We start from the raw sequence: 24,574 nt of genomic DNA on the forward strand, positions 1-24,574 counted from the left end.
TTTAAGGGGAAAGTCTATATGTTAAAGCAACAAAATCAAAAGGTGAGTTTAGTTTTTTGGATTGCTGTTGTATTGTGTAGTTTATTTGTTCTAATTGGGGCGATATTCCCAGAACAAATGGAACAACAAACGCAAGCAATCACACAATGGATTGGTTACCATTTTAGTTGGTACTATTTATTACTCGTACTTATATTTTTTTTAGTTTGCATTTATTTACTCTTTTCTAGATACAGTCACATTACACTTGGTAAAGAAGGTGAGGAACCAGAGTTCTCATTAAAATCTTGGTTCGCAATGTTATTTAGTGCTGGCATGGGAATCGGATTAGTTTTCTGGACGACAGCTGAACCAATTTCTCATGCATTTAAAGCCTCACCGATACATAAAACTGGAACACAGGCAGCAATCAATGACAGTTTGCAGTTTTCGTTTTTCCATTGGGGCATTCATGCTTGGGCAGTCTATGCGATTGTCGCATTATCTTTTGCGTATTTCAATTTCCATAAAGGGTATCCTGGTTTAGTCAGTGCAACGTTAACACCTTTATTTGGTGCGAAACGTATGCAAGGACCTCTAGGACAGATGTTGGATGTGCTTGCGATTATTGCGACAGTCACGGGTGTCGCTGCCACATTAGGTTTTGGTGCATTACAGATTAGCGAAGGATTAAAGTTTTTATTTGGTATACCAGCCACATTTACAACACAAATTATTATTGTCGTTATCGCAACGGTTTTGTTTACATGGTCGACATGGTCAGGCATTAGTAAAGGAATAAAAATGTTAAGCAATATTAATATGTCTTTAGCTTTTGCTGTGCTTCTTGTTGTTTTTATTATAGGGCCAACGCTTTATATTTTAAATATGTTTACAAATAGTCTAGGCAACTATATCGCTCACTTTTTTGATATGAGTTTACGTTTATCCATTGATAATCCTTCAAGAACGAAATGGATTCAAAATTGGACTATTTTTTATTGGGCATGGTGGATATCATGGGCGCCTTTTGTTGGAATCTTTATTGCACGTGTTTCACGAGGGCGAACGATTAAAGAATTTATCATAGGTGTTCTTTTTGTTCCGTCATTCATTTGTTTTATTTTCTTTGCAGTCTTTGGTGCTTCTGCGATTTATTTACAGAATCGTGGGATAGCAGATATTGCATCAGAAGCTATGGAAACTGCGACTTTTGCGACGCTTGAACATTTTCCATTCGGTTATGTGATCAGTATTGTCACACTCGTTGTCATTATGATATTTTTTGTCACTTCTGCAGACTCTGCAACCTATGTTTTAGGTATGTTAAGTACAAAAGGTGATAATCATCCTAAAAATTGGGTAAAAGTCACTTGGGGCATTATGTTAGCTCTGTTTGCGCTCATCATGTTATTCACTGGGGGCACACAAGCGATTCAAAACATACTCATTATTGCTGCTTTACCTTTCTCATTTGTCATCATTTTAATGGTATGGGCGTTATTTAAAGCATTATCAGCTGAACACCCACGTTTAAAGAAAAATATAACAAAATATCAAAAGAGATAATTACAAAAATATTAAATTTTTTTGAACAATATGACATGATTTTAGTTTTTATTACAAAATTAAGGGTAAATAGTTGATGTAACAAATTGAATAGGAGGTGGCATTCGTAATGACACGGATCAAAAATTTTATTCTTGGCCTATTGATTGTCATAATTGTAGGTTTTCTATTGTTTATGTATATCGATTATAAACCGATCAAAAGTTACCAAGACTATTTTTATCAGTTTAACTGGTTCTATCCATTACTGATAGGTTTAGCAGCGTTCTTAATCTTAATCGGTTTAATTCTATTCTTTAGAGCATTTAAACCTACATATCGTAAACCAGGATTGTATAAAGACTATAATGATGGTCATATTTACATTTCACGTAAATCAATTGAAAATACGGTTTACGATACAATTGCGAAATATGATGCCATTCGTCAACCTAATGTTGTATCAAAACTATATAATAAGAAAAATAATAGTTTCATTGATATCACAGCGGATTTTCTGGTGCCATCAGAAGCGACGAATGTCCAATCGTTAGTTGAACAATTACGCTTAGATATTAAAGAAAGCGTTGAACGTTTTTCTGAATTACAAGTTAAAACAGTAAAAGTCAATGTGCGTGACCAAAAACGAGACAACGGTCCACGCGTTGTGTAAAGGAGGGGTCCTATGTCTAACCAAAACCAAAATGGTCAAGGTAAACGAGATGCAGTTGAGCAGTTTGCAACACTTTTGCAAAATTATAAATGGCGAATCATTGGGTTCTTCTTTTTCCTCATCATTGCTATCTTGTTTTTAACACTTGGCTTCTGGAAGACTGTTCTTATCATCGTGTTATGTTTAATCGGAGTTGGTGTAGGGTATATTAAAGATTGTACGCAAGATTTCTTGAATTTCCTAAATCGGTTAAGTTAATACATGCAAATGACAAGCATTTAAAATATTTCGATTTAAAATAAACAATAAAGGAGTTTTTAATTATGGCTGTAGAAAATAACAAAGCAAAAGAAACTTACAATAAAGAAACTGGTGTAAACGAAAGAGAAAGACAACAATCACAAGAAAATCAAGGACCACAATTTTCTAATAGCTTAACATTCTCTGATGAAGTTGTTGAAAAAATTGCAGGTATTGCTGCACGTGAAGTTCGCGGAATCTTAGACATGAAAGGCGGCTTTGTAGATAGCATTAGTGGTTCATTCAACGGTGGAAACAACGTAACACAAGGTGTATCTGCTGAAGTAGGTGAAAAACAAGCCGCTATCGATCTTAAAGTGATTTTAGAATACGGTGAATCAGCACCTAAAATTTTCCGTAAAGTAACTGAATTAATCAAAGAGCAAGTGAAACACATCACTGGCTTAGATGTTGTGGAAGTAAATATGCAAGTTGATGATGTGATGACACGTAAAGAATGGCAACAAAAAAATGAAAAAAATAGAGACCAAAACGAAAACAAAGGTTTACAATAAGGTTTAACCATTGAAGCGACAGGTTTCAATGTAATTAAAAATCAGGTAAACTGACGTAAAAAAAGCGGCTGGGATAAGATTATTGTCCCAGCCGCTTCTTTTTATTGCATTATTGCTTGCTTTCCTTTGAGCGATAAAATAATGATAAAACCTATAAACCCTATGCCAGCTGCAAAATAGATTGTTGCATGGAGGTGAATGTGTGAAACGATTAAACCTCCAAGCATGGCGCCAAATCCAATTCCTGCATTTAAAGCTGACATATTCCAACTCATCACTTGACTATGATCACCCTCAACTTGATCAATCAAGCCCGATTGTACAGCAGGGTTTGTACTCCATTGAATGATATGCCAAACAAATAATCCAATTAAAAGTAAAATCGTCGTTTGCCACAAAGCGTTTAATAATAGCATAACAACTACAAAAGCTGAACCACTCACTGTGAGCCATGTTTTGAATGAGAATTTATCTGTAAAAAATCCGCCTAACGATGTGCCACACATTCCCGCAACACCGATAATCAGTAATGCTAAAGAAACGAATTTAATGTCATGACCACCAGATAAAATTAATGGGTTAATGTAAATATAAGCTACAGAATTTGCTGTTAAAATAATAAAAGTGACTGATAACAATTTGCTCACTTCTAATTTGCTTCGAATTCGAGTTGGATAGGTGTTTTCCGTCGCATAGGTCATTTTTAAATGTGTGGGTAAGTAGAGCGTGAGCAATAGACCAGCAAGTAATCCCGCGACAATAATTAATCCAAAAGTATAGCGCCATCCTATCCAATCACCAATTAATGTTCCAATAGGGACACCGAAAACATTTGCCGCACTAAAACCTGTATAAACGAGACCCAACATTTTACCCCGGTTTTCAGGTTTTGCGAGCACAACTGTTATGGCTAATATTTTAACAACTATTAGGGCAGCAGCGGCAGATGAAAGGATACGCCCAATAATTAATATCGTAAAATTAGGAGATAGTGCAATCATCAAATTACCTAATACGAAGAAAGCAATTGAATATAACAATACATACTTTGGTGAATATTTTTCAGTAAGTTTGACTAAAATAGGACCTGTAATCGCAAAAGTAAAAGCATAAATCGTAACAAGCTGACCGATCCATGCTTCAGAAATATTTAAATCAGTACTCATAAGATTCATAATTCCCGCGACGACCATTTCAACCATACCTACAATGAAAATACTTAACATAAAAGTTAAGGTTCTCATGATAGTCATAGCAATACTCCTTAATCGTATATTCAGTTCTGTTTTTCATTTTAATACAATTGGTTACAATAAGAAATACTTACGCCTTTATCTGTATGAGAGAGAAGTAAGTTGATTATAATTTTAGTCATAAAAATTTGTCATTGAGAAGTGACATTGTACGTATAAAAGAAGTCGTAGTATACGAAGTTTTATAATAAATAGCGCTAAGATGTTTTCTATTAAAATCATCCTAGCGCTATATATATTTATGGAATTAATGTCTCAGTCTGATCCTAGAGCTATGGGGAGGGGGCATATAGTCCTTATTATAATGACATACATTTCCAAAAGCGCAATTGTCATCTTAATGTGCCTCTATTTCCACAGCCGTTTGATATTCCATATATTTATTCTGATGTCATGTGAAGCGGATTGTCTACTTTAATATAGGTGTAATGATGTGCTTCATCTATGAGGCGCATCGTCGTCACACATTTATAGTCAATAACTGGGTTGAAAAATGTGTGGTAAATACTGTTGATTCGATCTTGATTCATTTGCGTTTGTTTGATTCGCTCAAAGCATTGTTGGATTTGTGTTTGTACAATTTGCCACAATTTGTTTTCTAACTGTTCATCTTTGTAGTAATGTGCAATGGCTGCGACGATTTCACCTAGATGGTTTTGAATCGTAGAATAAAAAGCTTTATTAAAAACTGAAGTCTGGCTCTCAGTTAATATTCTAGATTTCTCGTGAAAATCAGATGTGTCATAGCCCATAGATGAAAGTTGATGCTGGTCAATTCTCAAACCTTCGAAATCACGTATAAGCATTTGTTGGAATGCACCTGTTCTATCATCGAACACTGCAATCGTATTCTGTAGATGCGCTTCTAATGCAATTCCATACTTCACAAGTAAAGGTACAACATAATCAATCAGTGCACGTGCATAAGGTGAAAACCAGTCTTGACACAGTGGTGACATGTCGACAGAACGTCCTTGATGTGCGGCAAAACGCTCGATAAGTTCGATGACTAATGTACGATGTTCGCTAGGTTTATTGACAACAAAGCTTGATGGAATTAGCGGTAGTGCATTATCATCGAGTAAATCATATATATTTTCTCGATAAAGTGTACCCAATTGTTCACTTCGTTGCTCTTGATATGCGGGATTTTTATCATTTGGATTATAAAAATGCGCACCTGCAAGTTCCGGAACCGCTTGTGTGGCGACATCTTTAAATAATGGATCATTGTGTGCGATATGCGTTAAAATATTTGTCATTAAAGGACCATTATGTGTTGTTTGCTCTGACAATGTACGAATTTACCCTGTAATATGGACATTCGTCGAAAGTTTTATATGAGGTGTCTGCTCAGGTTTTTCAGGCATTAACGTACGGAATGACAGACCGGCATAATAGTTTTGTTGATACGATAAAGGAACAATGATTTGTTGACTTATAGCATCTTGATATTCTTCAGTAATGATATGTGCGTATTGCCAAGGGTGTACAATCAAAGGCACATAGTTATTCAATGACTGCGATGATCCTTCCAACTGATTTTGAGCTGCTTCTTTTAATCCTTCAAATGCATCATAAACGACCTCAGCATAATTTGAATGCGCAGACATCGTTCTTGCGTAATCTCGATGTATTAAAATAAATTGCATTGGAATGCCGTGCTGATACTCTGACGAGTAACATATGCTTTCTTTGGCAGTCATCCCTTTTCGAAGTTTTGCGCCAGGATGAACGGGATGCCCCTCAATGACGAGTTGCTCTGAAGTTAGATAGCGATCATTTTGAGCTTCAATGTAATCAAGAAGCGTCGGAAAGACATTTAATGAATGCTGCGCTTGATAGCTCAATGCTAAAGCCATATGAGCAGCACTGTTTTCTAAATCATCTCGAAATTGCTTCGCCGCTTCTCCGTCATATTGTGTATCTTCTTGAATGATAACATCCAAAATCTCATTTGGATGTAAAACGCGTTCATCTTCGCTACTTTCATGATACCAATAAAAAGGGCCTTCTAAGTCGATACGGTTGAATGCATGTTGTCCTTTGATTTTTGCGAATAATGTTCGTCCAGTATATGTAAAATGAATGCATAATAATTGGCCAGCAGGAATGGCACAATTTTGAAAATGTTGTGCCTCTTTGATTTCACAATGATCAAAGCCGCCAACTAAGTTTTCACGATAAATCGATGCCATTAAACGAGCAGTTATTTTATCGCGGCTGGATAATATGTTTTCTTTAAATAATTGCGCCCAGTTCGAATCGATTTCGACGAGCGTTTGAAAGCATTCTTGTTCATCTTTTGTCAAAAGAATGTCAGTTTTTTGCTGATTTCTCTCTTTATTCATGAGTACACCTCATTCATTTTATTTTACAAATAGTAAGATGATTCGTATAATCCATAATATCGGAAATGAGAACCGTTATCAATTAAAGAAGGTGAAGATTTTGGCAAAGTGGTTTTTTTCGAGTACCTTTTTTACTATTTCTGGGTAACTGGATTGGGCAAATTGCACTTAACTGGTACGCTTATCAATTAAATCATAATGCGATGGATCTTGCATTAATCAACTTTTTTCGATTAGCCCCTATCTTCTTATTAAGCTTATGGGCGGGCGCCATAGCAGATCGTTATCGACGAAGCACTTTGATTAAATTGACACTAACGAGTTCATTCCTTATTACGGGTACGCTCACAATTTTTGTCTTAACAATGGGTGAATTACCAATGACATTTTTATACATCTATTCATGTTTACGTGGATGTATGAGTGCCATTGAAACACCGGTCAGACAAGCAGTCCTACCTGATATCTCTGAACGGTTATCCATCTCAAAAGTCGTTTCTTATCATTCTTTTATATTAAATGTATGTCGCTCCATCGGCCCAGCAATATCGGGCTTTATTATTGCAATTTGGGATATTTCTATTGCATTTGTCATCCAAACGGCTTGTTACCTTTTAGCATTATCTCTAAGTTTACCACTACAATTGATGGTAAAAAAACAAAACAAGGCACCCAAATTTTCTTTACCTATCGCATGGAACTACTTTAAATTAAACGTTGTGAGTCGAAGAATATTTACGACATCGTTATTAATTATGGCGATGGGGTATTCCTATACTACTATGTTACCCATTTTGACCAATGAGTTATTTCCTAAAAAAGCATCTATCTTCGGCACGGCAATGACTTTTAGTGCAATAGGTGGAATACTTGCTACTTTGATTATTCCATATATTTTAAAAACAGTGTCGACAGATAAATTTTATTTCTTGAGTTCGGTCTTATTCGGTCTCGCTTTAATGTTACTCTACCCATTTGGAACGACAGGCTTATTTATCGCTATATTCTGTGTGGGGTTATTTGGTCAATTTGCACGTACAACAAATCGAATATATTTTCAAAATGATGTAGAAGAAGAAAACAGGGGAAAAATTTTAAGTATTGTCATGATGGACAGAGGTATGATTCCATTAGGCGCAGTGGTATTGAGTTATTTTACGGAACGCATTGGGATTACAACTACTTTTTTAGTAATGGGAGTGGCAACGACACTTATCGCAATATTGGGGTATGCAATGAATCTTAAAATAAACGGAGGAAAGACAATCCATGACAACCATTCATCATCTAAATGCTGATCAAAATATACAATATCGTATTCTCGTTGCATGTATCAAAGAGCGGCTATTCCCTGAACAAACAGCAGTTCAATACGAAAAAGATAAACTTGTGATTCAGTTGCACCAACACATTTTACATGTTGCGTGTGTCGCGAAAAGTATGCTTTTTCAATTTGAATTAGAGGGACCGATTTATGAGAAAGTGAATCATGAAGACATAGAAGTTCAAACGGTTGAGGAATTGTTAGCAATACTTGAAGGCAAATTTGGTATTGAATTTCATGAACAGTTAGTAAAGGAATTATTACATAGTCGTCTTGGACTTGAATTGAGTTATCAACAGCTAAGACAACGCCAAAGTATGATGCGTCATTCTTTGAAATTTTCACGAATGCCAGAGTCACTTAATTTTATTGCATGGCTAAACCATATTAATGATGACTCTGATTTTTCAGCTTTAGGTTATACAGAGGGGATGGTTTGGGACGGCCATCCTTCACATCCTTTAACGAAAACAAAATTACCACTTACTGTTGATGAAATTCAAAAGTATGCGCCTGAGTTTATGAAAGTCATTCCTTTAAAAATTGTACTTGTCCATCAAAGTATTTTAAAATTTACGTCAATGACAGATCAAGAAGATTTTGTATTAAGTGAAATTATTCCAGATATGGAAAGTCAATTGAGACAATGGATGCAAATGTATCAGTCATCTTTAGATGAATATCGGGTGATGTTTGTACATCCGTGGCAATATGAAAATGTGATTACTGAAGAGTTTGGTCAATGGATTGCTGAACATCTCGTTATCCCAACCCCTTTTACTGTAGATTCAAAAGCGACGTTGTCATTTCGAACAATGAGATTGCTCAAATATCCGTTTCATATTAAATTGCCTATGAATGTTCAAGCGACAAGTGCTGTCCGTACGGTATCAACAGTGACAACAGTAGATGGTCCAAAATTGAGTTATCAACTTCAAGAAATGTTGGACATTTATCCAACTTTAACAATTGCTGCTGAACCTTATGGTGCACACTTAGATGTTGAAGCGGATCTTGCACGCCAATTTGCGATGATTGTGAGATACGCAATAGAGGATAAAAAACAAAATCATACACAGATTGTTACAGCGGCTTTGACACAAATCAATCCCGTTGATGGTCAAATCGTGATCGATAGTTTGATTGAATACGTATACGGAGAAATCAGCCAAGATACAATCGTACAGTTTATGACACAATATATGCAGGCATTAATCCCGCCTCTTATCGGCTATATTCAAAAATACGGCATTGCTTTAGAAGCGCATCAACAAAATACGGTATTACAAATCGATAAAGATACACATGCATTGTCATTTATTGTGCGTGATTTAGGAGGTTCTCGTATTGAACCTCAAACATTAAAACAGACGGTGCCAGAGTTGACTGTATCAAATCAAAGTTTAATCACTGAAAACATAGATGAAGTCATTGCTAAATTTCAGCATGCAGTCATTCAAAATCAACTTGGCACGGTAATCCATCACTTTCATCATCGACACGGAATCAATGAGAAGGTACTTTACAACGTTGCCGGTGAAATCATTGAAAATGCAATAACGTCGAATTTAAATCATGCGGAAGCGCTAAAAAGATTATTATTTGGTAAGAAAATGACGGTTAAGGCGTTGCTAAATATGAGAATGGAACAAAAAGTGAAGCAATATGTGCAAATAGAAATTGATAATCCGCTAGAAAGAGAGATGTAGCCTATGCCACAACTTCATGTTAATTTAAGTAAAATCAAATATAATGCAATGGCATTACAACATATGCTTTCAGCACAAGGTGTTCGAATGATTCCTGTAACGAAGTGTGTAGGTGGAGATATCAAGGTTAGAGAAATGTTACGTGACATCGGCTTTAGCACACTTGCTGAGTCTCGACTTTCCAAGATGACACATCATCAAAAACAACCTACGCAACAAGATATGATGATTAAAGGTACTTTGCCAAATGAGATTGAAGATGTGGTCTTGAAGAGTCAAGTGAGTATTCAAACAGAATTTTCAACGATTCAAGCATTGAATGATATGGCTGTCCAAAAAGGGGTTAAGCACGCAATTTATTTAATGGTTGATTGGAAAGACGGCAGAGAAGGTGCATTGACATATGAAGTCGTGCATCTTGTTAAAAAAATTATCAAACTCAAAGGTATATATCTGAAAGGCTTAGCATTTAATTTTATGTGTTTTCGTCCAATCCAACCGACAGAAGAAGATATCGTTTATATGAATTATTTTATAGAATCGGTTGAACGTGATACAGGCGTGCGTTTTAACTCTATTTCAGGAGGTAATTCAAGTCTGTTGACTTTAGCGATGTACACTGACTTAGGCAGGATTAATGAACTTAGAATTGGTGAGGCGCTATTTAGAGGATATGAGACTTCCTACAACATGCGTTTACCATACTTGTATGACGATGCAATTTTGTTGAGTGGACGGATTTTAGAAATTAAACCGCGCTTAGATATTGAAAAGCGACAAGCTTATATGCAGGCTATTGTCGATGTTGGACAACTTGATACAGTCATTGATGGTATCCAACCTATCGAATCCCATTTGAAAATTGTTGGAAGCTCAAGTGATGCTTTAATGATTGATCTAGGTCACTCGGATTATTATCAAATAGGTGATGAAATTACTTTCCAATTAAACTATTCATCTTTAGCTCAGAGTATGCATATGCCACATATACCGAAAAATTATATTGAAGATAAAGGTATTGAACAACTCATTAATGGATTTGTAGAAATAAAAAAGAATAATTTTATAAAACAGAGTTGACATTGAGAATCGTTATCAACTATTATAGAATTATGTAAATAAAACAACATCATTAAAGGAGTGGCAATGCAGTGAAGATGAAGAAATGGATGGGGTTTTTAGCAATCGTGGCAATCATGCTTCTTGTTGCAGCATGTGGGAATGTCAGTGATTCTGGCAAGTCAGATTCTAAAAATGACACACAATCAACTGGGAAAAGTGTAGAAATTAAACATGCGGGTGGCACAACTAAAATTGATAAAAAACCTAAAAAAGTGGTTGCTTTAGAATATTCATTTGTTGATGCGCTTGTTGCATTAGGTGTTAAACCTGTAGGTATTGCGGACGATGGTAAGAAGAAAAATATCATCGAACCTATTCGTGATAAAGTAGGCGACTATAAATCAGTAGGTTCACGTAAACAACCGAACTTAGAAGTAATTAGTGAGTTGAAACCGGACTTAATTATTGCAGATAGTAACAGACATAAAAATAACTATGAACAATTGAGCAAAATTGCACCGACAATTTTATTACCAAGTTTAGACTCAAACTATAAAGATAACATCGAAGCGTTTAAAACAATCGGTAAAGCTTTATCAGAAAAAGACAAAGCAGATCAACGTTTAAAAGAGCATGAAGAAAAAATTGAGAAATACAAAAAAGAAATTACAATGGATAAAAGTAAAAAAGTTTTACCAGCTGTTATTTCTCAATCAGGTTTCTTAGCACATTCTGACCAATCATACGTAGGTCAATTTTTACATGACTTAGGTTTTAAAGAAGCTTTAACAAAAGAAGTGGCTGATCAATTACCTGAATACTTAAATGCACCATACTTAAATATGAACTCGGAACAGCTTTCTGATGTTAACCCACAACGTATGTTTATTATGGTTAATGGTGAAAACGATCCGCACTTAGCTAAAATGAAAAAGGATCCAGTATGGAACGAAATCGATGCTGTTAAAAATGATCGCGTTCACGTTGTAGATCGTCAAACATGGGCTAAGTTTAGAGGTCTCATTTCTTCTGAAGAAATTGCCAAAGAATTAGTAGAAATTTCGGAAAAAGAGAAAAAATAAGTTGCTTTTGAATGAAAGGGAAGGGATGATGCATCATCATGTGTTCAAGTGAACGACTTTTTCCTTTCCCTTACAATGCAATATAAAAGGTGATTTCATATGTCAAAATTCAATCAAAAAATTTATGATGGACATCACCAGAGAAGACGCACTACGCTTACTTTTATCGTAAGCGTGTGCTTTCTTATTTTTGCAATTTATTTAAATCTTGCAATTGGTTCATCAAAAATTTCATTTCAATCACTTATCGACTATTTCTTTCATCTTAAGTCAACGAAAGAAACATTTTTAATACATAGTGTTCGTATGCCGCGATTAATTGCAGGTATTTTAATTGGTGCTGCACTTGGTGTAGCAGGTGTTTTAATGCAAGCAATCACAAGAAACCCATTAGCATCACCTCAAATTTTTGGTGTTAATGCGGGTGCATCATTTACTGTTGTATTAATTACGGTTTTAGTCCCTAGTTTAGCTAGCAACACGATAGTATTTGCATTTGTTGGGGCTTTTATTGGTGGTTTAGCGGTATATACCTTAGCGGATACAACTAAAGGGATGACACCGATAAAACTGGCCCTCGCGGGGATGACTATTCATTTATTTTTCACAAGTCTGACGCAAGGTATCATTTTATTAAATGAAGATGCGACGACGACAGTAATGTTTTGGCTTGTTGGTGCACTGCATACGATTAAATGGCCACAAATATTTCAAATCTTGCCTTGGATTATAAGTGGTTTAATTGCTGCATTACTGCTCGCACGCCAGTTGGCGATTATGGATTTAGGAGATCAATTGGCGACGGGCCTTGGACAAAATACGAAATTAATTCGTGCTTTATCTGGATTAATCGTCATTGTTCTTGCAGGTGCTAGTGTATCCATTGCAGGACCTATTGGCTTTGTGGGTTTAATTGTCCCTCACATCGTGAAGCACTATCTAAATCGCAATTATTTCTTGATCATTACATTATCTATGATTATGGGAGCGAACTTGCTTCTGATTTCGGATGTAATCAGTCGACTTATCACTTTCCCATTTGAATCTCCAGTCGGTATTGTGACATCCTTTGTTGGTGCATTGTACTTCTTATGGATCACAATGAGAGGGGTGAAAGCGCGATGAAGATTAACTATACAAAACGTTACGTTATTGTCACGCTACTTCTGATTGTGTGTGCGATTTTAAGTTTGAGCGCTGGAGCAGTTTGGATTTCGCCAATCACTGTGCTTAAAGAGGTTTGGACGGGCAAGCAATTTATTTTGACAGAATATCGCGTACCAAGAATGTTGCTTGGTATTTTAGTCGGTTTTGCCTTAGCCGTTTCAGGTGCAGTCATTCAGGGTGTGATTCGAAACCCACTTGCATCTCCAGACGTGATTGGGATTACTAAAGGAGCAAGTTTGGCTGCGGTTATTGTTATTATCGTGTTTCCAACTGCACCTTTATTTGTCTTACCACTTGCTTCATTTGTAGGGGCACTTGTCATTAGTTTGATTTTATCGCTTTTAATCAGTTTAAAAGGCATTAAAGGTTCGCAACTTGCGCTTATTGGGATGGCCATCGGTGCTGTCGCAATGGCGTTAGTTCAATACTTATTGATTCGAAGCCCAATGGAAGCGAATATTGCATTAGTTTGGTTAACGGGAAGTCTTTTTGGGCGTTCAATGGATCATGTATTAACCATTTTACCTTGGATGATAGTCTCGTTACCGGTGATTTTCTTCTACGCTAAAAAGTTAGACATTCTTCATTTAGGAGAAGAAGTTGCGACTGCCTTAGGTACACCTGTGAAAAGAACGAAAATGATTTTGCTATTTGCAGCCGTTATGTTAGCAGGTTCTGCGATTTCAGTTGTGGGTGGTTTGAGTTTTCTTGGACTAATCGCACCCCATATAGCAAGAAGTATTGTAGGACATAGACACGGTCATATTATAGCGATGTCAGGTTTAGTAGGTGCTTTATTAATGGTGATTGGCGATGGGTTAGCACGTGTCATTGCACCACCTATTGATATTCCTGTCGGTGTATTAATTGCTGTGATTGGTGCACCATACTTTTTATATGTTTTACGTAAAATGTAATGCCAAAATATGCATTTAAACGTATGAATATTCAAATAAACATTGCATAACGTCTCCAATATCGGTATAATAAATACCAACTATTGGAGACGTTTTTTATTTTAATGGGGGACATATTTGAAAAAGAGAAAGGCGTTAATTATGGAAAAATATACTAAGAAACAGTGGACAATTGGAAAATTAAAGTTTACCTTACTTTCGATTATGGGTGTGATTTTATTTTTAATTCCTATACCTGTTGTAGAAGATGGTAAGCATACTTCAACATTACCGATTGCTTATTTAGCCAAGCAGTTTCAAGCACTTTTTGGGGGTTTAATGCCATGGGTTATCGTTGGGATTATTACGATTTCTGGTATTTTAACGTTATTATATAGCACCGTATTAAAATCAAAAGTAAAAAAAGATAGTTTTAGAGCAAATGCATTTATCGTGACATGGCCTTGGTTGGTGATTCGACTCTTATCAATCATTTTTGTATGGATTACATTTTTAAAAATCGGATTGCCATGGGTCTATTCAGAAGATACAGGTGGGCTTATTTTTACAGGATTGTTACCTACGTTAGTTGCGGTGTTTTTCTTTGCGGCAATCTTTTTGCCATTATTGCTTGAATACGGGCTCCTTGAATTTTTAGGTCCGATTTTTAGACCTGTCATGCGACCATTGTTTACGTTGCCAGGGCGTTCTACAATTGATAACTTGGCGTCTTTCATTGGAGATGGTACTGTGGGTGTCATGATTACAAGTAAGCAATATGAGCAAGGATTTTATACACGCCGTGAAGCGACAGTTATTGCTACAACGTTTAGTGTTGTTTCATTAACATTTGCTATTGTTATTGCTGAAACAATTGGTCTCATTGATCACTTTGCGTTATTTTATAGTACTGTGATCATAGCCTGTTTAGTAGCGGCGTTCATTATGCCACGAATATGGCCGTTACGTTCAGTAGAGGACCATTACGTTGATGGTGTTTCAGCAAAAGAAAGACCTGAAAAACAATATGATTATAAAGAAGCACTTAAAAAAGGTTATGAAGATGCTGTTATCACAGGCTATAAAGCGCCTGGATTAAAATTATATATGGTGACCGCTTTTAAAACGGTAATGGATATGTGGCTTGTGGTCATTCCTGTTGTTATGACGATTGGGACATTAGCTACAATTCTTGCGACATATACGCCTATATTCACTTGGATAGGTATTCCTTTTGTTCCAATTTTAGAATTTCTTCATGTTCCAGAAGCACATGCTGCATCTGAAACAATGATTATTGGGTTCGCAGACATGTTCTTACCTTCAATATTAATCGAGGGCGTTCACAGTGACCTTACACGTTTTGTTGTCGGTGTGTTAAGTGTATGTCAATTGATTTATTTATCTGAAGTCGGTGGCGTTATTTTAGGGTCTAAAATACCAGTAAGTATTGGAAAACTATTTATGATCTTTTTGATTCGTACTATCATTACGTTACCTATTATCGTGCTTATCGCGCATTTATTTTTCTAATTGTTTATGCATTAAGTTTTATCAAATTTTACTTCGTATCTAGTGTAGCTGAAATATCATTTTCTATTATTACAATAATGAATGATTATATGCATTACCGGAGTCATATCGTATGAAGTTTAATATTAAAAAGGAAGCGCTAAGATGATTTCTATTGAGAATCATCTTAGCGCTTTTTATTTTGGGATTAATGACCCGGAATCTTTATATTGTAAATTAGTTAACTGGGAATCCTAAATAATCTTAGTTTACTTCGTGACTTCGTTATATACTTTTTTATCATTAAATGTATAAATAATGTATTGTTGGTCGTCAGTGTCGATGATGACACGATTTGTTTTACCAAAAGTAGAGCCAATGCGTGATACTCTTTTAGAATCTGTTTCAGGAACTGCGTGGATATCTTGATCCTCTGTTACATTACGAATTTGGTCATTCGGAATTCGAATATCTGCAACTCTCCATTGAATATGGACTTCATTTTCATTTTTTTTAACTGTCATAGCCATTTCACTGACACATCCTTTTTCAAATTTTGTACAGTTATTGTATCTTATTGAAAACGTTTTTGCAACCATTATGTGATACTTTTTGATTAATTATGACATACTAATTAAAAAGATGATGAAAGAGCGAAAATATGTTCGTATGAGAGAATAGATTATGTTATAATCCTTTCATAATAGTGAGGTGATGAACATGACTGGTAAAACACACTCTGCTGCAGGTATTTTAGTGGGTGCAGCAGTTGCCACACATTATCAACTTGATATTTTTGAAATGACTACAAGTATTGTTTTATCAGCTTTAGCGAGCATCTTTCCCGATATTTGCCACACAAAGAGCAAAATTGGCCAAAAACTTCCTTTGCTTAGCTTTATTATCAAACATTTGTTTGGTCATCGGACATTAACCCATTCGTTGGTTTTTGTTTTAAGTATATATTTTGTCTTACATATGATAGAAACACCGATTTACTATATGATTAGCATCATTTGTGGTATGCTTTCACATATAATATTAGATATGTTAACACCTAGAGGCGTACATTTATTATTTCCAATACCGATTCGAGTACGTTTCCCAATTTATTTCAAAACAGGTGGTTTGATGGATTTATCTTTGGCAACAACTTTCAGTCTTGTGACGATATATGTCTTATTTGAATCGAGTGTAAAGCATCTTATTTTAAATGGATTATAACTGTTGTTGTATTGATTTTAGGCACAGAATACAAACAAACCAACTTAGCGTCAAATCACAGCTTTATTAAAGGAGCGTATAATTGATATGTTAGATAAGAATAAACTTGAAAAGTATGGACAGGGTCATCTGAATGAGTATGAAAAACTGATGAGTACGAATGAAAAAGAACGACTTAACCAAAAAATTGATACTTTAGACTTAGAGGCAATTCATTCACTATATGAACAGGTTTACGTTAATCGTCAAACCATTAAAGATGTTTCTTCAGTTCAAGAGGTAAACTATGAAGTCAAAGCTCAATTGCAAGAAGAGACAATTGAACAATACAAATCAAAAGGTATCGATGCGATTCGTGAAGGACAATTTGCGGTCTTGCTTTTAGCGGGGGGACAAGGGACACGTCTTGGTTATCAAGGACCAAAAGGTTCATTTCAAATAGAAGGAATCAGCCTATTTGAATTACAAGCGAGGCAGTTACTGCAATTGAAAAGTGAAACTGGGCGTTTTGTAGATTGGTATATTATGACTAGTGATGTCAACGATGGAGAGACGAGAGCATTCTTTCTTGAACATGATTATTTTGGCTATCATCCAGAGCATGTATACTTTTTCAAACAAGATAATATCGTCGCTTTAACGAAAAATGGTCAATTAGTTCTTGATAAAGATGCTTTAATTATGGAAACACCAAATGGGAACGGAGGCGTTTTTAAATCTCTTAAAGCATCTGGTTTATTAGACCAAATGGCTGAACGCGGTAATGAATATATTTTTATGAATAATATAGATAATGTACTCGTTAAAGTTTTAGATCCTGTATTTGCAGGCTTTACCGTACATCATCATAAAGATGTAACATCTAAGTCCATCGAACCTAAGTTAGGTGAAAGTGTCGGTCGATTAGTTGTTCAAGATGGGAAAGATACTGTTTTAGAGTATTCTGAATTTGATAAAGATGAAATTGCTGACCAATTTAAAAACGCGAATATAGGGATTCATGCTTTTAGACGTTCCTTTATCGAAGCCGCTGTTGATAAAGCATTACCTTATCATTTAGCAATTAAAAATTTAGAGCAATTAGATGAAGATTTTGGGGTTGTAAAAAAAGAAACGCTAAAATTCGAACTTTTTTATTTTGATATTTTTCAATATGCAACTTCATTTATGACGCTACAAGTGCCTAGAGCGGAAGAATTTAGTCCGCTCAAAAACAAAGAAGGTCGAGATAGTGTAGAAACTGCGACAGCTGACCTTAAACGTATGAATATTATTGAATAGGGGTGGCCATATGCCAACTGTGACGAGTGCCACAAAGAAAAAGAAGAAAACAACTTTAGAAACATTTAAAGAAATGAATCCCTTATCTTTCGGCGAAGAAATAGGGAATGCAGTTTCACATGGCGTTGCTGCGTTTTTGATGTTAATTGCACTACCATATGCAGCTGTCCATAGTTATGCACATTCCGGCGTGTTAATGTCGGTGAGTGTATCTGTTTTTGTAATCAGTTTATTTTTGATGTTTATATCGTCTACTGTTTATCACTCAATGCAACAAGCTTCGCCTCATAAATACGTCATGCGTATCATTGATCATAGTATGATTTACGTAGCGATTACTGGGACATATACGCCTGTATCACTAGTACTTGTAGGGGGATGGCTTGGTTGGAGCATCATGATTTTGTTATGGGGGACGACGCTTTGGGGCATTTTATACAAAGCGATTGCCACTCAAGTCAATGCTAAATTAAGTCTCATCATCTATCTCATTATGGGATGGGTAGGTGTCATCTATTTGCCTATTATTATAAATAAGGGCGCGTGGCTCTTCTTTATTTTTATTTTGTTAGGTGGATTAGCTTATACGATCGGCGCTTGGTTTTATGCGCAAAAAAATAGACCCTATTTTCACATGATATGGCATATTTTTATCTTTATTGCATCAATCTTTCACTTTATAGGTATTTTATACTTTATGTAGGCAGGTGTTAGCATGCAATCAAATTATAAATTGTTAATGTTTGCACTAAGTGTATTAATCCTCTTTCAAATGTTTTTTGGCTATTATTATTTGTTAGGGGATGGAGCAGTTACATCTTCTCCGTACCTTGGTGTAGTGTCATTATTTTTAGGTGTTATCCTAATGATGATTATGGCTTCTATTTATCGTTATCATCAAAAAAATAAATAATACAGATAAAAAAGACTGTTATAGGCGCTCTTTATCATCATCAATTGATAAGTGAGGGGACTTTGGCAGTCTTTTATAACATGTTTACACATATTTTGAAACTATAGATCATTTTAATCATTAGAACATCGCGTCTGATTAAATCACTTTATCTAAAATTGAAGATGGATGCGTGGGTCAGATATCGCGCTATTTGAGCAGAATCGAATACGTATCCATTTTGTAACGTGTATAATGTACATGTTTTAATAGAACGTTTTAAAAAGTAAAGTAACGAAGTAGAGAGTGATTTAGAAGTGGTGGTTTAACAATTAACCTCTTCTTAATAGGGGGTAAATTGAATCCAAAGCGGGTTTTCATTTTTACAATTTACTTTGATGATTAATTGTACTTTTAAAACAAAATGAATGAGATATACTTTAATTTATTAAATCACTTAAAAATAAACAATGGCTCAGTAGATGTCTGGGATGGATAAAGACTTTTCAAGCTTTCCGCATCCGTCGACATTGTCATTAAAGAAAGGTCGATAACTATGAAATTAAAACAAGTTAGTATTATTTGCTCGCTTGTCCTGATTATGTTTATGGCAGCTATAGAAACATCCATTGTGTCTTTAGCATTGCCAACTATGCGTGATGATCTTAACGCGACACAACCGATTTCTTTAGTATTTACGGTTTACTTTATAGGTATTGTATTAGCCATTCCAATTTTAAGTGAATTGATGTCACGTATTAAAATTATTTATGTGACGATAATTGGCTTATTATTATTTATTATCGGGAGTCTTATGTCTGGAATGAGCACACACTTTGAGATGCTTATCTTTGCAAGATTACTACAAGGAATAGGTGCTGGTGTGAATATGTCTTTAGCTCAAATCGTACCTAAGTTAGCTTTTGAAATTCCGTTTCGATACAAAGTAATGGGGATAGTCGGAAGTGTCTGGGGCATTTCGAGTATACTTGGTCCTTTTTTAGGGGGCTTTATTTTAGAAGTTTCATCTTGGCATTGGCTATTTTATATCAATATTCCAATTGGGATTCTTGTCATGGGGATTGTACTTGCTTCTTATCGTTTTGAAGCGGAAACAACATCCAATCATCAAGTTGATGTGATGGGTATGGTTTTATTCTATATTTTATTAGCGCTTTTAATGATAACTGTCTTAGTTTCAGGACATGTGTGGATCAATATTTTAGCGTTTTGTTCATTTCTCCTTGTTTTTTGGTACATCATCCGTAGAGGCAAGACAGCTAAAATTTCATTTTTACCAATTAAGGAATTTAAGTCCACTGTGCGTTTAGCCTTTTTTACAGATTTTTTCATTGCTATGGCACTGATTGGATTTAATGTTTTTATACCATCGTATTTACAAGATCATCTTCATTTAAGTCCACTACAAAGTGGTTTGGTCATTTTTCCGCTTTCAATTGGTTGGCTACTTGTGAACTTTACGCTTGAAAAAATCGAAGCAAATCGGTCTATTAGAGGTTTATATTTAATCGCAATAGGTATTTTAGTTGTAGGAAGTATTCTTATTATTATCAGTGCATATCATCCGATTATTATTGCGATTGCTTTAATTTTCATAGGAATGAGTTTTGGTACAGCGTATACAAAAGATAGCGTAATGGTTCAAGAAAAAACCTCACCTGAGAGTATGAAAAAAATGATGTCGCTCTTTACATTGACACGTAATATGGGGAATTCAGTAGGATCAGCAGTGATTGGTTATATTTATGCGATGCAACACACACTATTTCATAATTCAATACAAAATGTAATGATATTTTGTATGATTGTATTGATAGGACTAGGTTTTGTATGGTTCGTGCAAAAAGATAAAACTTTACGTTCAATTTCAGAAGCGTGATATAGTATAAAAAAAGGAGGGTTTGAGCATGAAAGGTAAGTTTAATTTATTTAACTTAGTCACTTTAATGATCATACTCTCCATTTTTATTATTTCAGGGGCTATCTTTTTAACACTATTAGGTTTTGGTTTGTTTGGATTGAGTCGTTTGTTGATTTATTTTCATTTAGGGTCTTTTACTTACAACAAAGGCTTTTATGATAATTTAGTTTATTACGGTAGTTATATCATCTTAGGATATTTTGTGATTTACTGTGTTGAATATTTAATGGATTGGCTCAGAAAAAAATTATATCCAAATCCTTATTTAGAAGGCTTTACATTTCATTTGATAGCGTACTCGATAATTATGACAATGTTTTTCTTTGTAATTCATATTCATTATCAATATATACGCATTGACTATTGGGTACTTATGTTGATTATTGCGCTTTTATATATTTGTAAAGAGATATTTTATCCTGAATCAGAAGATCTAAATCAGAATAAACGTCACTAGCACAGAATGAAAACGGAATGAAAGCAAATACTTTGCTAAGCTAACTGATTAGACATAAAATAAGTCAATGCTAAAGATTTATGAAGGAGGAAAGTGTATGCACGAGGGTATTCAAATTGATAAAAAACAACGTAACTTTATCGTCGCCGTCATTTTGGCCAGTGCATTCATAGCAATACTGAATCAAACGCTATTGAATACCGCACTTCCTAGTATTATGAGAGGGCTAAACATTGATGAAAGTACATCACAATGGTTAGTCACTGGTTTTATGCTTGTTAACGGGATCATGATTCCATTAACTGCTTATTTAATGGATAGAGTCCCTACGCGTTACTTGTATCTTGCAGCGATGGGGACTTTTCTATTAGGCTCTGTGATAGCTGTTTTTGCACCTACCTTTCTAGTACTTATGTTGGCACGAGTCATTCAAGCAATGGGTGCTGGAGTCATTATGCCACTAAGTCAATTCACGCTTTTTACGCTATTTCCTAAAAGTCAGCGTGGATTTGCGATGGGATTATCAGGCTTAGTGATACAATTTGCTCCAGCTATAGGACCTACACTTTCAGGGCTTCTCGTTGATCATTATACTTGGCGTGCGCCTTTAATGGTGGTGGTCGTTGTAGCAACATTTGGCTTTATTTTTGGTTGGCTGTCAATGCGAAACTTTAGTGATACGAAAGAAGTTGTACTCGATAAAACATCAGTCTTACTCTCTACATTCGGTTTTGGTCTGATGTTATATGGCTTTAGTATCGCAGGTACACAAGGTTTTCATAATCCGCTAGTTATTATCAGTTTGATTGCTGGACTGGTGATTGTCGGTATCTTTATTCACAGACAATTAAAAATAGATAACCCAATTCTTAATTTACATGTCTTTCAATCGAGAACCTTTACACTTACGTCAGTTGCATCTATGATCGCATTTACGTCTATGGTTGGCCCGGCATTATTAATTCCTGTATATATCCAAAATGCATTAGGTTTATCTGCTTTATTATCTGGTTTAGTTGTGCTTCCGGGTGCTGTAATCAACGGTGTGATGTCTGTTGTCAATGGTCGCCTCTATGATAAAGTGGGAGCAAGGGTTTTAGTCATTCCTGGCTTTATCTTATTACTGATTACCACTTTAATGATGGCGCAACTGACAGCGCATACTTCTTATTTATATGTCATTAGTATTTTTACAATCCGACTCTTTTCTATATCATTATTGACAATGCCTTTAAATACGGCAGGTATCAATTCATTATCTAATGATATGGTTTCCCACGGAACAGCGATTATGAATACTTTACGGACAATATCTGGTTCTATGGGGACAGCCTTGATGGTGACCCTTATGAGTATAGGAGCGCGCTGGTATCATCCGGATCATTCTGTAGCACAAGGAATGATTCATAGAGAAGCCATTGCTTTTGGTGTAGATTTAGCTTTTTATGTGACTTCTGGATTTCTATTAATAGGCCTCATCATTAGCTTTTTTATTTATGATCGTGGTAAAGAGAAAAAGGCAAGAAAGCAAAATTATGTGCGTCAACCCAATCGATAAGTAAGTGTATGAGAATAACAAAATGAAACGAGATGGCAAACTGAGTTAGAGCACTGAGTGAGCTATCTCATTTTTTATGTATGAAAATAAAGTTTTTATAGTTTTTTACCTTATGAAAGTTGAGAGAGTTTTGTTAAACTAAGATTAAAGCGTATTCAAAAGGAGATGTCGGAAGTGTTAACAGAAGAAAAGGTAAGCGCACTTGTAGGAGAAATTAAAGACCCAATTATTAATGTACCTTTAAAAGAAACGCAAGGTATCATTGATATTTCTATAAAAGAAGAAAAAGCACATGTTAGTGTCAAAGTTGCGATGGCACAGTTAGGGGGACAGCCACAACTTGAATTGCAAATGGCTATCGTTGAGAAATTGAAAGAAAACGGTGCTAAAACAGTTGGTATTCGTTTTGAAAGCTTGCCAGAAGAAACGGTTGCAAAATACAAAGGGAATCAAAAAGCAAAAAAACAGACAATAGAAGAATTTTTATCAAAAGACAATCCGCTAGAGTTTATTGCGATTGCATCCGGTAAAGGGGGCGTTGGTAAATCAACCGTAGCCGTCAATTTGGCTGTATCACTTGCGCGAGAAGGAAAACGTGTCGGTCTCATTGATGCTGATATTTATGGTTTTAGTGTACCTGATATGATGGGTATCGATGAAAAGCCGGGCATAGAAGGTAAAACGATTATTCCAGTAGAACGTCACGGTGTTAAAGTGATTTCGATGGCTTTCTTTGTAGAAGAAAATGCGCCAGTAATTTGGCGTGGTCCTATGTTAGGTAAAATGCTTACGAACTTTTTCACAGAGGTAAAGTGGGGAGATTTAGACTATTTAATTCTTGATTTACCACCGGGTACTGGAGATGTCGCATTAGATGTACATACGATGTTACCTTCTAGTAAAGAAATAATTGTCACAACACCGCATCCAACTGCGGCATTTGTTGCAGCAAGAGCTGGTGCTATGGCTAAACATACAGAGCACTCTATTCTCGGTATTATTGAAAACATGTCTTACTTTGAGAGTAAGGAAACTGGCAATAAAGAATATGTGTTTGGACAAGGCGGCGGCCAAAAGTTAGCTGATGAATTAAGTACAGAGTTACTTGGTCAATTGCCGTTAGAACAACCTTCATGGAAACCAGTGGATTTCTCACCTTCTATTTATCAACCAGAAGATCGTTTAGGGCAAATTTATCGAGACATTGCACTCAAAATTATTGATAAAACAAAATAAGTAAAGTTGTTTCATAGATGTTATGAAGCGGGAAAAGTTAAACAGGTGATATGGTCTGTAATGGCATGGATGATTAGGATTGCGTAAAGTAATAGATAATTGCACGCGCGATCCAAACATCTAATGCCATTTATTAAATTCTGACTGCTTTAATAGACGTGTTTATGAAATTTGTATAATCTGTATTAGAGTGATTGATAAGGGGAGAATACCATCAGAATCAGCAGTTTTTGGACTATTAAAATAAATTTTAAAAAATTGAAATTTAGACTTGCTTTTTTATATCAATCTGTATAGAATATATTCTTGTGAGCGAAACAAATCACTAATTCAACAATAAAATAAATTATTAATTTATTGTTGACACATCGTTGAGACGATGATAAGATATAAAAGTCGCTAAAAGCGACAAAAAAGAATTTTATTCAAAAATATTTGAATGGTGTAAAATTTACTATTGCAAATATGTGAGAATAAATATAAAATGTTAAAAGTGTTGTTAATTAAGTTGATTTATAGTAAACTTAGTTAATGATGTTAACAACAGAATGAAATGAACATTGAAAACTGAATGACAATATGTCAACGTTAATTCCGATAATTTGAGTACTTT

20 protein-coding genes and 2 pseudogenes are annotated in these 24,574 nt (G+C 35.2%); 18 read left to right on the forward strand and 4 right to left on the reverse strand.

Annotation, left to right across the window (positions count from 1 at the left end; translation table 11 throughout):
- Window positions 1–18: 18 nt before the first annotated feature.
- The 4 genes from KM149_RS03525 (at window position 19) to KM149_RS03540 (ending at window position 3,015) form a co-directional block, all read left to right on the forward strand.
- On the forward strand, window positions 19–1,548 hold the full coding sequence (locus KM149_RS03525; protein WP_216341986.1) for a BCCT family transporter: 1,530 nt from the start codon (window positions 19–21) through the stop codon (window positions 1,546–1,548).
- Between the two features lie 109 nt (window positions 1,549–1,657).
- Window positions 1,658–2,200 (forward strand): alkaline shock response membrane anchor protein AmaP, encoded by a 543-nt coding sequence (gene amaP, locus KM149_RS03530; protein ID WP_050330296.1) that lies wholly within the window; start codon window positions 1,658–1,660, stop codon window positions 2,198–2,200.
- A 12-nt stretch (window positions 2,201–2,212) separates the two neighbouring features.
- Window positions 2,213–2,458, forward strand: coding sequence for a DUF2273 domain-containing protein (locus KM149_RS03535; protein ID WP_214970842.1), 246 nt, complete (start codon window positions 2,213–2,215; stop codon window positions 2,456–2,458).
- A 65-nt stretch (window positions 2,459–2,523) separates the two neighbouring features.
- Window positions 2,524–3,015 (forward strand): Asp23/Gls24 family envelope stress response protein, encoded by a 492-nt coding sequence (locus KM149_RS03540; protein ID WP_050330300.1) that lies wholly within the window; start codon window positions 2,524–2,526, stop codon window positions 3,013–3,015.
- Between the two features lie 101 nt (window positions 3,016–3,116).
- Here KM149_RS03540 and KM149_RS03545 read toward each other — a convergent pair whose 3' ends face one another.
- The 3 genes and pseudogenes from KM149_RS03545 to KM149_RS11975 form a co-directional block, all read right to left on the reverse strand.
- Window positions 3,117–4,268, reverse strand: a complete 1,152-nt coding sequence (locus tag KM149_RS03545) for an MFS transporter (protein WP_182318279.1) — start codon at window positions 4,266–4,268, stop codon at window positions 3,117–3,119.
- Window positions 4,269–4,648: 380 nt separating this feature from the next.
- Window positions 4,649–5,227, reverse strand: a complete 579-nt coding sequence (locus KM149_RS03550) for an IucA/IucC family C-terminal-domain containing protein (RefSeq protein WP_241415579.1) — start codon at window positions 5,225–5,227, stop codon at window positions 4,649–4,651.
- Window positions 5,228–5,338: 111 nt separating this feature from the next.
- Window positions 5,339–6,619: pseudogene (locus KM149_RS11975) on the reverse strand (IucA/IucC family protein); the annotation flags it as partial.
- Between the two features lie 100 nt (window positions 6,620–6,719).
- On the opposite strand from KM149_RS11975, the pseudogene KM149_RS03560 reads away from it, so the two are divergent.
- From KM149_RS03560 to KM149_RS03590, 7 genes and pseudogenes are all read left to right on the forward strand, one after another.
- Window positions 6,720–7,917, forward strand: a pseudogene (locus KM149_RS03560) (MFS transporter).
- Entirely contained in the window at window positions 7,889–9,652 is a 1,764-nt protein-coding gene (locus tag KM149_RS03565; RefSeq protein WP_165546217.1) for an IucA/IucC family protein, read from the forward strand. Before KM149_RS03560 ends, KM149_RS03565 begins: the two are co-directional and overlap by 29 nt.
- A gap of 3 nt (window positions 9,653–9,655) precedes the next feature.
- Window positions 9,656–10,732, forward strand: coding sequence for an alanine racemase (locus KM149_RS03570; protein WP_165546218.1), 1,077 nt, complete (start codon window positions 9,656–9,658; stop codon window positions 10,730–10,732).
- A gap of 71 nt (window positions 10,733–10,803) precedes the next feature.
- Window positions 10,804–11,796 (forward strand): ABC transporter substrate-binding protein, encoded by a 993-nt coding sequence (locus KM149_RS03575; protein WP_214970833.1) that lies wholly within the window; start codon window positions 10,804–10,806, stop codon window positions 11,794–11,796.
- A gap of 99 nt (window positions 11,797–11,895) precedes the next feature.
- On the forward strand, window positions 11,896–12,921 hold the full coding sequence (locus KM149_RS03580; protein WP_165546220.1) for a FecCD family ABC transporter permease: 1,026 nt from the start codon (window positions 11,896–11,898) through the stop codon (window positions 12,919–12,921).
- Complete coding sequence (locus KM149_RS03585; protein ID WP_050330310.1) at window positions 12,918–13,880, forward strand: FecCD family ABC transporter permease; 963 nt, start codon at window positions 12,918–12,920, stop codon at window positions 13,878–13,880. Before KM149_RS03580 ends, KM149_RS03585 begins: the two co-directional genes overlap by 4 nt.
- Window positions 13,881–14,021: 141 nt before the next feature.
- Window positions 14,022–15,392 (forward strand): YjiH family protein, encoded by a 1,371-nt coding sequence (locus KM149_RS03590; protein WP_165546227.1) that lies wholly within the window; start codon window positions 14,022–14,024, stop codon window positions 15,390–15,392.
- A gap of 248 nt (window positions 15,393–15,640) precedes the next feature.
- Here the strand turns inward: KM149_RS03590 and KM149_RS03595 are convergent, their stop codons facing one another.
- Entirely contained in the window at window positions 15,641–15,901 is a 261-nt protein-coding gene (locus KM149_RS03595) for a SunI/YnzG family protein (RefSeq protein WP_016426399.1), read from the reverse strand.
- A gap of 190 nt (window positions 15,902–16,091) precedes the next feature.
- Here KM149_RS03595 and KM149_RS03600 point away from each other — a divergent pair, with 190 nt between their 5' ends.
- From KM149_RS03600 to KM149_RS03630, 7 genes are all read left to right on the forward strand, one after another.
- A complete protein-coding gene (locus KM149_RS03600; protein ID WP_165546221.1) occupies window positions 16,092–16,595 on the forward strand; it encodes a metal-dependent hydrolase in 504 nt (167 codons plus the stop codon).
- Window positions 16,596–16,682: 87 nt separating this feature from the next.
- Window positions 16,683–17,876: a UTP--glucose-1-phosphate uridylyltransferase gene (locus KM149_RS03605; RefSeq protein WP_214970830.1), complete on the forward strand. Its 1,194-nt coding sequence runs from the start codon at window positions 16,683–16,685 to the stop codon at window positions 17,874–17,876.
- 19 nt (window positions 17,877–17,895) lie between these two features.
- Window positions 17,896–18,579 (forward strand): PAQR family membrane homeostasis protein TrhA, encoded by a 684-nt coding sequence (gene trhA, locus KM149_RS03610; protein WP_241415581.1) that lies wholly within the window; start codon window positions 17,896–17,898, stop codon window positions 18,577–18,579.
- Between the two features lie 745 nt (window positions 18,580–19,324).
- Window positions 19,325–20,668 (forward strand): multidrug efflux MFS transporter SdrM, encoded by a 1,344-nt coding sequence (sdrM, locus tag KM149_RS03615; RefSeq protein ID WP_050330317.1) that lies wholly within the window; start codon window positions 19,325–19,327, stop codon window positions 20,666–20,668.
- Window positions 20,669–20,696: 28 nt separating this feature from the next.
- Window positions 20,697–21,167, forward strand: coding sequence for a SepA family multidrug efflux transporter (locus KM149_RS03620; RefSeq protein WP_165546225.1), 471 nt, complete (start codon window positions 20,697–20,699; stop codon window positions 21,165–21,167).
- Window positions 21,168–21,264: 97 nt separating this feature from the next.
- Complete coding sequence (locus tag KM149_RS03625) at window positions 21,265–22,725, forward strand: MDR family MFS transporter (protein ID WP_050345332.1); 1,461 nt, start codon at window positions 21,265–21,267, stop codon at window positions 22,723–22,725.
- 174 nt (window positions 22,726–22,899) lie between these two features.
- Window positions 22,900–23,961 carry an Mrp/NBP35 family ATP-binding protein gene (locus KM149_RS03630; protein ID WP_060829570.1) on the forward strand — a complete coding sequence of 354 codons (1,062 nt, stop codon included), beginning with the start codon at window positions 22,900–22,902 and terminating at the stop codon, window positions 23,959–23,961.
- Window positions 23,962–24,574: the final 613 nt, after the last annotated feature.

This window comes from Staphylococcus coagulans (assembly GCF_022557135.1).
Lineage (GTDB): Bacteria > Bacillota > Bacilli > Staphylococcales > Staphylococcaceae > Staphylococcus > Staphylococcus coagulans.

Bases quoted from the DNA above. Each gene is read 5' to 3' on its own strand.
- KM149_RS03525 (WP_216341986.1), top strand. From the start codon at position 19: ATGTTAAAGCAACAAAATCAAAAGGTGAGTTTAGTTTTTTGGATTGCT.
- amaP (WP_050330296.1), top strand. From the start codon at position 1,658: ATGACACGGATCAAAAATTTTATTCTTGGCCTATTGATTGTCATAATT.
- KM149_RS03535 (WP_214970842.1), top strand. From the start codon at position 2,213: ATGTCTAACCAAAACCAAAATGGTCAAGGTAAACGAGATGCAGTTGAG.
- KM149_RS03540 (WP_050330300.1), top strand. From the start codon at position 2,524: ATGGCTGTAGAAAATAACAAAGCAAAAGAAACTTACAATAAAGAAACT.
- KM149_RS03545 (WP_182318279.1), bottom strand. From the start codon at position 4,268: ATGACTATCATGAGAACCTTAACTTTTATGTTAAGTATTTTCATTGTA.
- KM149_RS03550 (WP_241415579.1), bottom strand. From the start codon at position 5,227: ATGTCACCACTGTGTCAAGACTGGTTTTCACCTTATGCACGTGCACTG.
- KM149_RS03565 (WP_165546217.1), top strand. From the start codon at position 7,889: ATGACAACCATTCATCATCTAAATGCTGATCAAAATATACAATATCGT.
- KM149_RS03570 (WP_165546218.1), top strand. From the start codon at position 9,656: ATGCCACAACTTCATGTTAATTTAAGTAAAATCAAATATAATGCAATG.
- KM149_RS03580 (WP_165546220.1), top strand. From the start codon at position 11,896: ATGTCAAAATTCAATCAAAAAATTTATGATGGACATCACCAGAGAAGA.
- KM149_RS03585 (WP_050330310.1), top strand. From the start codon at position 12,918: ATGAAGATTAACTATACAAAACGTTACGTTATTGTCACGCTACTTCTG.
- KM149_RS03590 (WP_165546227.1), top strand. From the start codon at position 14,022: ATGGAAAAATATACTAAGAAACAGTGGACAATTGGAAAATTAAAGTTT.
- KM149_RS03595 (WP_016426399.1), bottom strand. From the start codon at position 15,901: ATGGCTATGACAGTTAAAAAAAATGAAAATGAAGTCCATATTCAATGG.
- KM149_RS03600 (WP_165546221.1), top strand. From the start codon at position 16,092: ATGACTGGTAAAACACACTCTGCTGCAGGTATTTTAGTGGGTGCAGCA.
- KM149_RS03605 (WP_214970830.1), top strand. From the start codon at position 16,683: ATGTTAGATAAGAATAAACTTGAAAAGTATGGACAGGGTCATCTGAAT.
- sdrM (WP_050330317.1), top strand. From the start codon at position 19,325: ATGAAATTAAAACAAGTTAGTATTATTTGCTCGCTTGTCCTGATTATG.
- KM149_RS03620 (WP_165546225.1), top strand. From the start codon at position 20,697: ATGAAAGGTAAGTTTAATTTATTTAACTTAGTCACTTTAATGATCATA.
- KM149_RS03625 (WP_050345332.1), top strand. From the start codon at position 21,265: ATGCACGAGGGTATTCAAATTGATAAAAAACAACGTAACTTTATCGTC.